General features: G+C 63.8%; 16 protein-coding genes. 5 read left to right on the forward strand and 11 right to left on the reverse strand.

Annotated features, from left to right (window positions below; genetic code table 11):
• Positions 1–67 precede the first annotated feature (67 nt).
• The 6 genes from GGD53_RS10950 to pcaD form a co-directional block, all read right to left on the reverse strand.
• Complete coding sequence (locus GGD53_RS10950; RefSeq protein WP_184455794.1) at positions 68–898, reverse strand: MBL fold metallo-hydrolase; 831 nt, start codon at positions 896–898, stop codon at positions 68–70.
• Between the two features lie 328 nt (positions 899–1,226).
• Positions 1,227–2,273 carry a 3-carboxy-cis,cis-muconate cycloisomerase gene (locus tag GGD53_RS10955; protein ID WP_184455796.1) on the reverse strand — a complete coding sequence of 349 codons (1,047 nt, stop codon included), beginning with the start codon at positions 2,271–2,273 and terminating at the stop codon, positions 1,227–1,229.
• Between the two features lie 229 nt (positions 2,274–2,502).
• On the reverse strand, positions 2,503–3,114 hold the full coding sequence (gene pcaG, locus GGD53_RS10960) for a protocatechuate 3,4-dioxygenase subunit alpha (RefSeq protein WP_184455799.1): 612 nt from the start codon (positions 3,112–3,114) through the stop codon (positions 2,503–2,505).
• A 2-nt stretch (positions 3,115–3,116) separates the two neighbouring features.
• The gene (pcaH, locus tag GGD53_RS10965; RefSeq protein ID WP_184455801.1) at positions 3,117–3,866 is read right to left on the reverse strand and encodes a protocatechuate 3,4-dioxygenase subunit beta; all 750 of its coding nucleotides are present in this window, start codon (positions 3,864–3,866) and stop codon (positions 3,117–3,119) included.
• Positions 3,867–3,875: 9 nt separating this feature from the next.
• On the reverse strand, positions 3,876–4,280 hold the full coding sequence (gene pcaC, locus GGD53_RS10970; RefSeq protein WP_184455803.1) for a 4-carboxymuconolactone decarboxylase: 405 nt from the start codon (positions 4,278–4,280) through the stop codon (positions 3,876–3,878).
• Complete coding sequence (pcaD, locus tag GGD53_RS10975) at positions 4,277–5,083, reverse strand: 3-oxoadipate enol-lactonase (protein ID WP_184455805.1); 807 nt, start codon at positions 5,081–5,083, stop codon at positions 4,277–4,279. Before pcaD ends, pcaC begins: the two co-directional genes overlap by 4 nt.
• A gap of 306 nt (positions 5,084–5,389) precedes the next feature.
• Here pcaD and pcaQ point away from each other — a divergent pair, with 306 nt between their 5' ends.
• The 3 genes from pcaQ to GGD53_RS10990 all read left to right on the forward strand — a co-directional run bounded on the left by pcaQ (position 5,390) and on the right by GGD53_RS10990 (position 7,585).
• A complete protein-coding gene (gene pcaQ / locus GGD53_RS10980; protein ID WP_184455807.1) occupies positions 5,390–6,307 on the forward strand; it encodes a pca operon transcription factor PcaQ in 918 nt (305 codons plus the stop codon).
• A gap of 70 nt (positions 6,308–6,377) precedes the next feature.
• Positions 6,378–6,890 carry an MbcA/ParS/Xre antitoxin family protein gene (locus GGD53_RS10985; protein WP_184455810.1) on the forward strand — a complete coding sequence of 171 codons (513 nt, stop codon included), beginning with the start codon at positions 6,378–6,380 and terminating at the stop codon, positions 6,888–6,890.
• A complete protein-coding gene (locus tag GGD53_RS10990; protein WP_184455812.1) occupies positions 6,887–7,585 on the forward strand; it encodes an RES domain-containing protein in 699 nt (232 codons plus the stop codon). The genes GGD53_RS10985 and GGD53_RS10990 overlap by 4 nt, the downstream gene beginning before the upstream one ends.
• Here the strand turns inward: GGD53_RS10990 and GGD53_RS10995 are convergent.
• The gene (locus tag GGD53_RS10995; RefSeq protein WP_184455814.1) at positions 7,582–8,226 is read right to left on the reverse strand and encodes an alpha/beta hydrolase family protein; all 645 of its coding nucleotides are present in this window, start codon (positions 8,224–8,226) and stop codon (positions 7,582–7,584) included. The genes GGD53_RS10990 and GGD53_RS10995 overlap by 4 nt on opposite strands.
• Positions 8,227–8,296: 70 nt before the next feature.
• Between GGD53_RS10995 and GGD53_RS11000 the strand changes: the two genes are divergently transcribed.
• Together GGD53_RS11000 and GGD53_RS11005 are read left to right on the forward strand one after the other, a co-directional pair.
• Positions 8,297–8,479 carry a hypothetical protein gene (locus GGD53_RS11000; protein ID WP_184455816.1) on the forward strand — a complete coding sequence of 61 codons (183 nt, stop codon included), beginning with the start codon at positions 8,297–8,299 and terminating at the stop codon, positions 8,477–8,479.
• A gap of 471 nt (positions 8,480–8,950) precedes the next feature.
• On the forward strand, positions 8,951–9,652 hold the full coding sequence (locus GGD53_RS11005; RefSeq protein ID WP_184455818.1) for a DUF899 family protein: 702 nt from the start codon (positions 8,951–8,953) through the stop codon (positions 9,650–9,652).
• Between the two features lie 20 nt (positions 9,653–9,672).
• On the opposite strand, the gene GGD53_RS11010 is transcribed toward GGD53_RS11005, so the two are convergent.
• From GGD53_RS11010 to hutG, 4 genes are all read right to left on the reverse strand, one after another.
• Positions 9,673–10,302, reverse strand: coding sequence for a DnaJ domain-containing protein (locus tag GGD53_RS11010; protein ID WP_184455821.1), 630 nt, complete (start codon positions 10,300–10,302; stop codon positions 9,673–9,675).
• A gap of 174 nt (positions 10,303–10,476) precedes the next feature.
• Positions 10,477–11,052 (reverse strand): HutD/Ves family protein, encoded by a 576-nt coding sequence (locus GGD53_RS11015; protein ID WP_184455823.1) that lies wholly within the window; start codon positions 11,050–11,052, stop codon positions 10,477–10,479.
• Positions 11,053–11,057: 5 nt separating this feature from the next.
• Positions 11,058–12,731, reverse strand: coding sequence for a urocanate hydratase (gene hutU / locus GGD53_RS11020; protein ID WP_184455825.1), 1,674 nt, complete (start codon positions 12,729–12,731; stop codon positions 11,058–11,060).
• Positions 12,732–12,755: 24 nt separating this feature from the next.
• A complete protein-coding gene (hutG, locus tag GGD53_RS11025; RefSeq protein ID WP_184455827.1) occupies positions 12,756–13,559 on the reverse strand; it encodes an N-formylglutamate deformylase in 804 nt (267 codons plus the stop codon).
• Positions 13,560–13,655: the final 96 nt, after the last annotated feature.

Genomic DNA, 13,655 nt, shown 5'->3' on the forward strand with positions numbered 1-13,655 from the left:
CCGTTTCATGGATCTTGCGCTGCCGGGGAAACGGCCGGACCCGGCATCTGTTCCGTCAGGAAAGGCGCTAGATCACCACGGTCTGGTTGTCGCGCGCGGCGAAGGCGCCGGGGAAAGCGGCCTCAGCCTGCGCTTCCATCTCGGCCAGCTGTTCGTCCGTGCGGGAGGGCGCGTGGTGGAACAGGGCGAAGCGCTTGGCGCCCGCCATTTTGGCAAGCTCGGTGCCGTGCTCCCAGGTCGAGTGGCCGAAGCCCTTGAAACGCTGCATCTCGTCTTCATTGTAGGTGCAATCGTAGACGACGAGATCGGCGCCCCGCATCATCTCCAGCGAGACCGGATCATAGCTGCCGGGGATATGCTCGATATCGTAGATCAGAGCGATCGAACGGCCCTGCCATTCGATGCGGTAGCCGATGGCGCCGCCCGGATGGTTCAACGTGAACGTCCTGATCTCGATGCCCTCATGCGGCTTCAGAATCTGGCCGGCATGGAAATCGCGGAAGTTCATCGTCGCCTGGCAGATGTCGGTCTTGACCGGAAACCAGGGCGGACTGATGAACTGCTCGACCATTTCCCGCGTGCTCATCTTGCCGTCGAGATGGCCGGACCAGATGTTGACGTTGATCGACGGATAATAGATCGCCTTGAAGAAGGGCAGGCCGATGATATGGTCGTAATGGCAGTGGCTGAAGAACAGATCCACGTCGCTGACGCCGTCGGCGAGCAGCGATAGCCCTGCCTCGCGCAGGCCCGAACCTGCGTCGAAAAGCAACCGATGTTTTCCGCAGCGAATCTCGATGCAGGAAGTGTTACCGCCGTAGCGATCGAACTCGGGGCCCGATACGGGAATACTGCCGCGGACGCCCCAAAATTTTATCTGAAACAGTTCTGTCGTCATCGTTTTTCAAACCGGCCTTCCCGCTTCGCCATCGTAATCATAGTTTATCCCGATGCGAAGCAGCAGAATTCCACGAGTTTGCCTGCGCCCCCTTTCGTTCTCCTAACCGCTAGCGGCAGAAGAAGTATATTCTCCTAAGCAATCGGCTTTCGCTTCGGAAAGCAACCCAGTATGGTTGGTTTTCGGTAAATGGGCTGTTCGGGCGGGGCGTTTTCCGCAAGTCATGCCTATTAGATGGTTGCACGCGATCGAAAAAGCAAATCGCCCCGCTTTCGCGCTCGAACCGCTGCCGCACGGCTTTGCCACAGCGCTGGCCGCAGCTGCAGTTTCAGGCCGTCCCAAGCCGCTTGATATTTCCGATCAGATCTCCGGCGAGCCGCAAGCTGGCGGCGGTCGCCATCGTCATCTGAGGTAGCAGCAGCCATTCGAGCGTCCAGGCCGCTCCCGAGCGTTCCTGTTCGTGGACGAGGGACTGGTGGATGCCGGAAAGTGCCGTGGCGTTGAAGCGGGCGAGCGAGACCAGGACTTCGGCGGCAACCGGATTCTGCTTGTGCGCCATCGCCGAGGAGGTGCCGCCGCCTGAGATTTCGATCTCGCCGCCGATCTCGGCGAGCAGCGCGATATCCTGCCCCATCTTGCCGAGGCTGCCGGAGATCGAGGCGAACAGGCCGGCGATATCGGCGATCGGCAGACGCGCGCTCTGCCATTGCCTGATATCGGAGAGGCCGAGCTCCTGGGCGAGCGAAGCACGGACGGTCACAGCCTGCGGCCCGAGCTTGTCGAGCGTGCCGGCAGCACCGCCGAACTGGACGGGAAAACTCTGCTCAGTCAGGCGGTCGCGATAGGTCGCGAGCGGCGCGCGCCAGGTGTTGAGACGGTCGGAGACGCTGATCGCGATCGCCGCCTGCATGCGGGTATGGCCCATCAGCCGGTTGCCGCCGAACTGGCGGTCGAGCCCGTCGAGCGCTACGAGGACGGCGGAAAGCCGGCCGGCAAACAGGAAGACCACCGCCTTCAGTCGGATCATCAGGCTGGTGTCGATGACGTCCTGGCTGGTGGCGCCGAGATGCAGGTTTTTGCCCGCTTCCTCGCCGACCTCAGCGCGCAACTGCTTGACGAGATCGGGGACGACGACCCCGTCTTTCGCCGTTGCCGCGCGCAGGCTGGCGAGATCCGGAGAAAAGCCGGCGCAGGCTTCGGCAATCTTCCTTGCGGCTTCGCCGGGAATGAGGCCGTGCGCGGCTTCGGCCCTGGCGAGCGCCGCCTCGAAGGAGAGCATGGCGCGAATATCGGCTTCGGCGGAAAAATAGGGCGCGATTTCGTCGTCACCGACAAGGCCGGAGAGGAAGGGGTGGTCGAAGGGCGATGCGGTCATGGTTTGCTCGTTTGTGGTGGTGGCGCCCTCATCCGGCTGCCGCCACCCCGGGGTCGAGCCACTGGTCTCGACCCGTCCTTCGGACCCCCGAGGGGAGAAGGGAAAGAGGCGGCGTCGGCGCCTTATGGGCAGGTTCTCTCGCGTGGCACTGTTCCCCTCTCCCCTCGGGGAGAGGGCAGGGTGAGGGGGCTGCTTGCGCGGAATTCTCCGACAAGCAGCCGGCACACCCTCAAATATCCAGAAACACCGTCTCCTTCGGCCCCTGCAGATGGACATCGAAATGGCAGGTCGCGCCGTCACGGTTGGCGATCATGGTTGCGACGCGTTCGCGATGTTCGATGCGGGCAAGCAGCGGATCGCCGGCGTTGGCCTCCGTCTCCTCCGGAAAATACATCCGCGTATGCAGGCCGATATTGATGCCGCGGGCGACGATCCAGAAGGTGATGTGCGGCGCCTGCCTGCGGCCGTCCTTGAAGGGGACCCGCCCGGGCTTGATGGTCTCGAAGCTGTAGACGCCGTCCTTGGCGCGGGTCGGGCAGCGGCCCCAGCCGGCGAAGTTCGGGTCGGCGGCGCCGCGCATTTCCGAGGGACTGTTGTAAAGGCCGGCGCTGTCGGCCTGCCAGATCTCGACCACAGCGTCGCGCACCAGCGCGCCGGCGCCGTCGAAGATGCGGCCGGTGACGGTGATGCGTTCGCCGAGCGTCTTGTCGTTGAGCATTACGGTCCCGAGATCGCTGTCATAGACGCCCACTATGTCGCAGAAATTCGGCGTCAGGCCGATATGCACATAGGGACCGGCGGTCTGCGACGGGGTTTCCTTGAGATAGCCGAACTGCTGCATGGTCAGTTGCCCTCCAGCCTGTTTTCGAACATCGTCGAGCGGCGGCCGCGCAGCACGATATCGAATTTATAGGCGCGTGAATCCATCGGAATGGTGTTGCCCCAGTCGAGCGGCGCGATCAGCTGCTCGATCGCCGCCTTGTCGGGGATCGTGCCGACGATCGGACACTTCCAGATCATCGGATCGCCCTCGAAATACATCTGGGTGATCAGCCGCTGGGCAAAGCCGTGGCCGAAGATCGAGAAGTGGATATGGGCAGGGCGCCAGTCGTTGACGCCGTTCGGCCAGGGATAGGCGCCGGGCCGCACCGTGCGGAAATGGTAGCGGCCTTCCTCATCGGTGATGGCACGGCCGCAGCCGCCGAAATTCGGGTCGATTGCCGCCAGATAGGTTTCCTTCTTGTGGCGGTAACGGCCGCCGGCATTGGCCTGCCAGAACTCGACCAGGGCGCCGGCAACCGGCTTGGCGCGCTCGTCGAGCACCCGGCCATGGACAATAATGCGCTCGCCGATGGCGCTTTCGCCGGGCCGGGCATAGTTCAGGATCAGGTCGTTGTCGAGCTCGCCGATTAGCGAATGGCCGAAGACCGGCCCGGTCATCTCTGAGATCGTGCCGTCGAGCGACAGCAGCGCCCGCTGCGGCGCGCGCAGCACCGAGGTTTTGTAGCCCGGAGTCAGCGCCGGCGCGTGCCAGGCGCGGTCGCGGGCGAAGAAGGCGCCGGTCTCCGGCTTGCTGTTTGCTCGTTCGGACATTTCTCCCCCTCAGGCCGCCTTCTCGGCGTCCATCTGTGCAAAGGCCTGCTTGGCAATCTTGATGGCGTGATTGGCGGCGGGAACGCCGGCATAAATCGCCACATGTAACAGCGCCTCGCAGATATCCTCGCGCGTCGCACCCGTATTGGCGGTCGCGCGTACATGCATGGCGACCTCCTCATCCTGGCCGAGTGCGGCCAGCAGGGCGATGGTGACGATCGAGCGTTCGCGCTTGGTCAGCGCCGGGCGCGACCAGACGTGACCCCAGGCGGCTTCGGTGATCAGCTCCTGGAACGGGCGGTCGAAGCCGGTCTCGGCGGCTGCGGCACGGTCGACATGGGCGTCGCCGAGCACAGCGCGGCGGGTCGCCATGCCTTGCCGGTAGCGTTCGGAGGGGGAGGCGGTCTCGTTCATGGGCTGTCTCCGGGCGAAATCGATGTGAGGAAGGCGCGGATGATCGCCGTCAGCGCCTCCGGCTGCTCGACGCAGGGAATATGTGCGCAGTCGCGGATGACCTCGTAACGGGCGCCGGGGATCAGCCGCGCCGTGGAGAGCACCAGATCAGGCGGCGTCGAGCCGTCCTGGTCGCCGACGATGCAGATGCTGGGAACGGCGATCGACTTGGCCGCTTCGGTGAAATCGGCGTCGCGGATCGCTTCGCAGGCGGCGAGGTAACCCTCGACCGGCTGGCGCGTCAGCATGTTGCAATAGCCGGAATAGGCGGTGTTCTCCGGCCGGCGGAAGGCCGGCGTGAACCAGCGTTCCATCACGGCGTCGACGATGCTGCCGATGCCCTTGTCTTCGACCGCGGCGATGCGGGCGTTCCAGCTCTCAGCCGTGCCGATCTTGTGAGCGGTGTCGCAAAGAATGAGGGCGCCGACCAGATCCGGCCGGCGCTGCGTCAGCGACTGCGCGATGAGGCCGCCGACCGACAGGCCGCAGATGACGGCATTTTTCACCGACAGCAGATCGAGCAGGCCGGCAAGATCGGTCGCATGATCCTCGATCGACGAGGGGAGCTGGCCGACATCGGAAAGGCCGTGGCCGCGCTTGTCGTACAGCACGATGGCGTAATCGCCGGCAAGCCGCACCACGACATCGCGCCAGATGCGGAAATCCGTCCCGAGCGAATTGATGAAGACGATCACCGGTCGGTCGGCGGGCGCGCCGATGACCTGATAATGGATCGTCACGTCGTTTATGCGGGCGAATTGCACGTTACTCTCCTCGCTCTTTGGGTCGCCATGGTCGGTCGTGAGTCCCAGCTGCCCGCTTCGCGCCAATGACTGCCCCTCACCCTAACCCTCTCCCCGTAAACGGGGCGAGGGGACGTGCCCGACGCAACGTTGAGAGGGAGGACGCCGGCGCGGCATGTCCCTTCTCCCCGCGAGCGGGGAGAAGGTGGCGGCAGCCGGATGAGGGGCTGGCTCACCTGGTGTTCCAACCGCAAAATTGAATGGTTGATCCGGTTAAGTAAAATGATATTTTTAGGCATTTCGATAACTCTGGAGTTATGAAAACCGATGATCGACAGCCGCGTCAAGTTTCGCCATCTGCAGACCTTTGTCGAGGTGGCGCGGCAGAAGAGTGTGATGAAGGCTGCGGAACTGCTGCATGTCAGCCAGCCGGCGGTGACGAAGACGATCCGCGAGCTGGAACAGGTGCTCGGCGTCGACGTCTTCGAGCGCGACGGCCGCGGCATTAAGATCACCCGGTACGGCGAGGTCTTCCTGCGCCATGCAGGCGCCGCGCTGACGGCGCTGCGCCAGGGTCTCGACTCCGTCTCGCAGGAGCAGTTCGCCGATGCGCCGCCGATCCGGATCGGCGCCCTGCCGACGGTGTCGTCGCGGATCATGCCGCGGGCGATGGAACTCTTCCTCAAGGAAAATACCCGGAGCCGGGTGAAGATCGTCACCGGCGAAAACGCCGTTCTCTTGGAAGAGCTTCGTGTCGGCGACCTTGACCTCGTGGTCGGCCGTCTGGCCGGGGCGGAGAAGATGGCGGGCTTCTCCTTCGAACATCTCTATTCCGAGCAGGTGGTGTTTGCGGTGCGCCCCGGCCATCCTCTGCTGAACGGCCGGCAATCGCTGTTTTCAGGCTTCGGCGATTACACGGTGCTGATGCCGACGCGCGGTTCGATCATTCGGCCGGTCGTCGAAAATTTCCTCATCGCCAACGGTATCTCCAGCCTGCCGAACCAGATCGAGACGGTGTCGGATTCCTTCGGCCGCGCCTTCCTGAGGGCAAGCGATGCGATCTGGATCATTTCCAACGGCGTGGTGTCAGGCGATGTCGCCGATGGGCGCCTAGCGCTTCTGCCGGTGGATACAGGCGAAACCAAGGGGCCGGTCGGGCTGACGATGCGCGCCGATGCCGTGCCGTCGGCGCCGCAATCGATCCTGATGCAGACAATCCGGGAAGCGGCCGCTGAGCTTTCCTGAAGCCCCTCTTCCAATTTGCTTGCCGGACGCCCAGATTTGGACTAAATCTAGTTCAAGACAGGAGATTGCTATGCAACAGGCAAGACGCAGGGAGCAGGAGCCGGAGCGGCTGGAAACGGAGCGGTTTGCGCCTGCCAATCGAAGGCGGCTGAGCCCGCCCGCGTTGCGAACCTTTCTGGCGATCGCCGATCTCTGGGGTTTGAGCGAAGAGCAGCGTCTGCTCGTGCTCGGCTATCCCTCCCGCTCGACCTATCACAGCTGGGCCAAGCAGGCGCGTGAGCACGGCGCTTTCACCCTCGACGTCGATACGTTGACCCGGATCTCCGCCGTGCTCGGTATCCATCAGGCGCTCGGCGTCCTGTTTGCCGATGAACGCGTCGGCGTCGCCTGGCTGCGCACGCCGCATCAGGCGCCGGTTTTCGGCGGCCAGCCGCCGCTCGAGATCGTCACAAGCGGAACCCAGGACGGGTTGATGACCGTGCGCCGGTTTCTCGACGGCGCGCGCGGCGGGCTCTACATGCCGCCAAACAGGCTCGACGAGGCCTTCACGCCTTACGAAGACGTGGACATCGTCTTCCGGTGAGCGATCGTTTCGCCGAGGCGCCGCGACCGTCCTACCGGCTGATCCCGTCGCAATTTCCGCCGATCGGTCTGTTCGATACGGTGGCGAGGGCGGCCGATCTCGAAGCCGTGATGGAACTCGTCGGCTGGACCAATGACCGGCTCGTCGCCGACCGGATCCGGCGGCTTCCCGAAAACGAGTGGGTCTACGGCAGTCCGAACGCCAGCATCGTGATGGCGGCATTCCTGCATGTCGCACCCGGCGGCATGCGCTTCAACGGCGCCGATCTCGGCGCCTGGTATGCCGCCGACCACCTGAAGACGGCCGCCGCCGAGGTCGGCCATCACCTCCGGCGCGAGACTGTGGCGCGTGGAGTGGCGACGATGGCGCGCACCTATCGAAGCTATGCCGCCACCCTGATCGGCGACTATCTCGACATTCACGGCGAACAGGCGCTGCGGCCCGATATCTATGACGGCACGAGCTACGCGGCGTCACAGCTGTTCGGCGAACAGGTGCGCGCCAGCGGCGGCGCCGGCATCCTCTATGACAGTGTGCGGTTGAAGGGCGGGCTGAACGTCGCGGCGCACCGGCCGAGGAATATCCGCGACGTGGTGCAGGCCGATCATTTCGAAATCACCGTTTTCGCCGCCGAGCGGCGCATCGATGTGAGGAAGCTTTCCACCCGACGGCGATCGCCGAAAGGCGGCGCCTAAACCGGCAGGCGTTCGGCCCACGCCTTTGCCGCTTTCGCCATCGTGATGAGGTGATCGGCGGCGGAGAAGCCGGAGATTTTCTTGCGCGGTTTGAGGTCGTGATCGCCGTCCTCGAGCCACAGGATCTCGATCCGGTCGGAGAGATCGTAGCCCGGCACTTCGTCCTTCGTGCCGAATTCGTCGCGCGTTCCCTGGCAGATCAGTGTGGGCGTCTTGAGCCCTGCGAGATGGCCGGTGCGCAGCTTCTCCGGCTGGCCGGGCGGATGGAAGGGATAGCCGAGGCAGAGCAGCCCGGCGATCTTTCCCCTGTCGTAGAGACCGTCGGCGATCATACTCGCAACCCGTCCGCCCATCGACTTGCCGCCGATGATGAGAGGACCGCGGGCGGCGTTAAGCTCAGCAATCGCCGCCTCATATTCGGGATTGAGCGTTTCGGCGCGCGGCGGCGGCTTGCGGCCTTCCGCCGTGCGGCGGGCGGCCATATAGGCGAATTCGAACCTGGCGACGCGGAAGCCGACGCCGGCAAGGGCGTCGGCCGCCGCCGACATGGAGGCCGAATCCATCGGCGCGCCGGCGCCATGGGCAAGAAGGATGGTGTATCGCGCATCCTGCGGCCCCTGCAGCAAAAATCTCTCGAGCATCGGCAATCCTCCATCCGCCGCCGGAACCATGTCGGCAGCCCGGACTTCTTCCCTGGAAAGGAGACAGACAATGTCGACGAATGATGAAAACGTAAAGCCCGAGCAGCGCCGTCCCAAGGACGTCAATGTGGTTCCCGGCAAGCCGGAACCCGCCGACGCCGAATCGATGGCGCCGCCGACCGTGCAACCGGCTGGGGAGGGCGACAAAAGCGAGCGGCCGGTGGTCAATCCCGTGACCGGCGCCGCCCTTTAGCGGCCGCTCGCTAAAGATGTTGCAAAAACCCCTTGAAACGGCGAATGCAAGCGTCCATATAGCGGGCCTGCCTGAAAAATGGATGCGCCCGGTATCGACGTCGTCGAGCTGTTCGCTGTCCGACAGGATAAGGGCGCTCCCCGCAAGGGTCGAGCGCCCTTTTTGCTCTTCAGGCATCCGGACGTTCGAGCAGTTTTGTGTGGCGAGCGTGCATAACCCCACCAAGATCTATATAGCATTTCGGAATCCCGAAATAGGTTGAGGCTTTGAAATCCTTGACTATTTCTCCGCGGCCATCCCGCGCAAACCGGCTCGAATTTCGGAATCCCGAAGCGGGGGAATTTCGGGATTCCGAAGTGGGATATTTTTCGTTGCCCTGTCGATTTTCGCATCTTCCGATCGTCATTCTAACGATGTGCTGCATATTGTCTTGAGGTCGGCACATCATCAGGCAATGACAGGAGGATTGTCATGGATAACAGTCAGCTGGCACCAGCCGCCGTACTCGCGGCCAAGAATGGCGTTCGTTTCCCGAATGAGAGCGAGGAATATCGCAGAGCCCGCGACGCGCTGCTCGCGGAAGAGATCGAATTGCGCCGGCACATCGAGCGCGTCGCGAGACAGCGCCGGGCGCTGCCGCCGGGCGGCGAGGTGAAGAAGGATTATCGCTTCGAAGGCGCCGACGGGCCGATCTCGCTCACCGAGCTCTTTGCCGACAAGGAGACGCTGATCGTCTACAGCTACATGTTCGGGCCGGAGCGCGAGCGTCCATGCCCGATGTGCACCTCGCTGCTGTCGGCCTGGGATGGCGAGGTGCCCGACATCCAGCAGCGCGCCGCCCTTGCGGTCGTTGCCCGCTCGCCGATCGGAAAGCTGCTTGCCTTCAAGAAAGAACGCGGCTGGCATCACCTGCCGCTCTATTCCGACACGACCGGCGATTACAGCCGCGACTACCACGCCATCGGCAAAGGCGGCGGTGATGACCCTGCCTACAACGTCTTCACCCGGCGCGACGGCACCATCCGCCACTTCTGGAGCCAGGAAATGGGCGACGTCACCTCCGATCCCGGCGAGGACCCGCGCGGCGCACCCGACCTCATGCCGCTCTGGACACTGATCGACACGACGCCGGAAGGCCGGGCGCCGGACTGGTATCCAAAGCTGTCTTACTAACGGCTTTATCGCCTGCTGCGTCAGCCGGTGGAGCGGTTTCTGGAGGTCTCGATCCATTCGAGGTTGGTGACCGAGGCCTCCGGCAGCAGCGATGGATCGATGTCGTAGACGTAGCCGCTCAGCATGTCGGCGGCGCGTTCGGTTGCCTTGATCTTTGCTTCGGTTTCCGCGACCGCCTTGGCGATCGCTTCGATGCGGGCGCGGAACATATGGGCGAGCACATCGCGGCCGGACTGTTTTTCGAGCCGCTCCAGATGCAGGCCGACGCGCGAGGCGTGGCGCTCCAGCTCGCTCTTGCTGAACCGCGCCTTACGCAGTTCCTCCGACAGGCTGTCCTGCATGACGGCGACGGGATCGAAACTTCCGGGCGCGCGCTCGTCGAGTACAGCGTCGGTGACCAGTTTCTCGATAATCACAAGCGCCTGCAGCTCGGCGGCATCGGCGAATTCGACGTCATAGCCTGTGTCGTCGAACACCTTGCGGCGGACCGGGTCGAGAAGCAGCGCATAGGCTTTCTGCAGATTGTCGAAGGCCTGCGAATCGCCGCCGGAATCCGGATGAGCAACCTTCGCCAGGCGCCGATAGGCAGCCTTCAGCTGGGCCTCGTCCGCATCGCGTTCAACACCGAGAATATCGTATGGATCCGTCACGCCTGCTCCATTGCTACCCGGCACGTCCAGGCAGTCTAGGTCTTCTTCTGCATCAGCAAGGCGAAGTTTAGACCAAAAGCAGGAATGACGTCCATGGCCGGAAATCGCAATCGTCGCTGCGAAAGCCTGAGCCATTTTTCGATTGTTGAATTTTTTCAAGCCGTTGTACGAAGATCAGGGCGTGGTGATCGAGACGAGGTAACATCTGGCCTCGCCGTCGATTTCCAGTGCGGTTCCAGCCGCATCCGCAATCAGCAGCGCATCGCCGGCCGCAAGCGTGCCGCTCTCGCCGTCCCGCCGGAATGACAATGCGCCGCGATGGCAGAGCAGCAGGCATGTCGACGACGTCAGCGGCATGGACGTGCCGCCATCGATGTCGATGCGGATCAGCGTGTGGGCAAGGCCCGCGCGGCGCGTCATGACGTTGAGATCGGTGATCGCGCCGTCCTGGAGCCTGGCGGCCACCGGGATATCCGCCGGGAAGGGCAAGGGATCGCTTGCCGTTGTCAGCAGCGCCGGTGCCCGGCCTTCAATGTCGAGCACCATGCCGTTGCCGTCGAGAATCACAAGCGTCCGGTCGATGCCGGGGAAGATCGAAAACGGGCCGTTGGTTGCGACCGTCGCCATGCTGACGCGCCAGTCGAAGCCGGCAAGGCCGGCATCGTCGGGCGAAACGGCGATCTCCACCGTTTCGCCACCGCCGTTTTTCCACGGCATGCGTTTGTAATCGCCGGCGCGCAGGATCCTCACGAGGCTCAGTTCCCGAGAATGCCGGGCAGGCGCAGGCCCTTGTCCCGGGCGCAGTCGAGGGCGATGTCGTAGCCGGCGTCGGCGTGGCGCATGACGCCGGTCGCCGGATCGTTCCAGAGCACACGCTCGAGGCGCTTTGCCGCATCATCGGTGCCATCGGCGCAGATGACGACGCCGGAGTGCTGGGAGAAGCCCATGCCGACGCCGCCGCCATGGTGCAGCGATACCCAGGTGGCGCCCGAGGCGGTGTTGAGCAGGGCATTCAGCAGCGGCCAGTCGGAAACGGCGTCGGAGCCGTCCTTCATCGCTTCGGTTTCGCGGTTCGGGGAGGCGACGGAACCGGAGTCGAGATGATCGCGCCCGATGACGATCGGGGCGGAAAGCTCGCCATTCCTGACCATTTCATTGAAGGCCAGTGCCAGGCGGTGACGGTCGCCGAGGCCGACCCAGCAGATGCGCGCCGGCAGGCCCTGGAAGGCGATGCGCTCCCTGGCCATGTCGAGCCAGTTGTGCAGGTGGGCATTGCCAGGGGTCAGCTCCCGCACCTTGGCATCGGTCTTGTAGATATCCTCCGGATCGCCGGAGAGGGCCGCCCAGCGGAAGGGGCCGATGCCGCGGCAGAACAGCGGTCTTATATAGGCGGGCACGAAACCGGGGAAGGCGAAGGCGTTTTCGAGGCCTTCTTCCTTGGCGACCTGGCGGATGTTGTTGCCGTAGTCGAGCGTCGGAATGCCGGCATTCCAGAAGGCGATCATCGCCTCGACATGTTCGCGCATCGAGGCGCGGGCGGCTTTTTCGACTACCTTCGGATCGCTCTCGCGCTTGGCCTTCCACTCGGCCATCGTCCAGCCCTTCGGCAGGTAGCCGTTGATTGGATCATGCGCCGAGGTCTGGTCGGTGACCATATCGGGGCGGATGCCGCGACGAACCATCTCCGGCAGGATTTCGGCGGCATTGCCGAGCAGGCCGACCGATCTGGCCTCGCCAGCCTTGGTCCAGCGGTCGATCATCTCGAGCGCTTCATCGAGCGTTTCGGCCTTGGCGTCGAGATAGCGGGTGCGCAGGCGGAAATCGATGGAGTCGGGATTGCATTCGACGGCGAGGCAGCAGGCGCCGGCCATGACGGCTGCGAGCGGCTGGGCGCCGCCCATGCCGCCGAGGCCGCCGGTCAGGATCCATTTGCCCTTGAGATTGCCGCCGTAATGCTGGCGGCCGGCCTCGACGAAGGTCTCGTAAGTGCCCTGGACGATGCCCTGCGTGCCGATATAGATCCACGAGCCGGCCGTCATCTGGCCGTACATGGCAAGGCCCTTCTTATCCAACTCGTTGAAATGATCCCAGGTCGCCCAATGCGGCACCAGATTGGAGTTGGCGATCAGCACGCGCGGCGCATCCTTGTGGGTGCGGAAGACGCCGACCGGCTTGCCGGATTGCACAAGCAGGGTTTCCTCTTCCGTCAGCGTCTTCAGCGTCGCGACGATGCGGTCGAAATCCTCCCAGGTGCGCGCGGCGCGCCCGATGCCGCCATAAACGACGAGCTCGTTCGGATTTTCGGCGACGTCGGGATCGAGATTATTCATCAGCATGCGCAGCGGCGCTTCGGTCATCCAGCTCTTGGCATTGAGATCGTTGCCGCGGGGCGCGCGGATTTCGCGAATGTTATGGCGTGGATTGGTCATGACGGTTCCCCTGTCGAGTGAGCTTTATCGTTTCAGGCCGGGTGCGATCTGTTCGAGGCGCACCAGAATGTTTTTGAGATGGGCGCGAAGCCGGTCCGCCTTGGCGCTGTCATAGGCAAAGGGCGGCGTCTCGGTCTGCAGATGGGTCGATTGCGCGAGCTCCATCTGGATCGCGTGCACGCCGGTCTCGGGCCGGCCGTAATGGCGGGTCGTCCAGCCGCCCTTGAAGCGGCCGTTGAGCACGCTGTCGTAACCTTCGGCGGCTTCGACGACGGTCAGCGTCGCCTGCTCGATGGCGCCGTCGCAGGTCTTGCCCATATCGGTGCCGATATTGAAATCTGGCAGCTTGCCTTCGAACAGGAAAGGAATATGCGAGCGGATCGAGTGGCAATCATAGAGGATTGCGACGCCGTGGAGCCCTCTCACACGCTCGATCTCGGCGGCCAGCGCGGCATGATAGGGCGCATGAAAATCCCTGAGCCGCGCTGCGACATCGGCCTCGTCAGGCGCCTGCCCATCCTTCCAGATCGGCTTGCCGTCGAAGTCGGTTTCCGGAACGAGGCCGGTGGTGTTCTGGCCGGGATAGAGGCTGACGCCAGCCGGATCGCGGTTGGCGTCGATCACGTAGCGGTGGAAGGTGGCCCGCACCGTCGTGACGCTGTCGAGCAGGCCGTCATAGAGCTGGTGGATGTGCCAGTCGGTATCGGCGAGGATCCGGCCGTTGTCGTTGAGGCGACCGGCGATCTCAGGCGGCACCTCGGTGCCGGTGTGGGGGAAGCCGAGGATGATGGGCGACGTGCCCTGATGGATTTCGTATGGTGTGGTCATCAGAACCCCTCCCCAACCCCTCCCCACAAGGGGGAGGGGCTAAGCTGTGGCACCGCCTCGCAAACCAACGCGCCGGCTGCATGATCTGCGATGGAG

Origin of the sequence: Rhizobium aethiopicum, assembly GCF_014197535.1 — a bacterium.
Lineage (GTDB): Bacteria > Pseudomonadota > Alphaproteobacteria > Rhizobiales > Rhizobiaceae > Rhizobium > Rhizobium aethiopicum_A.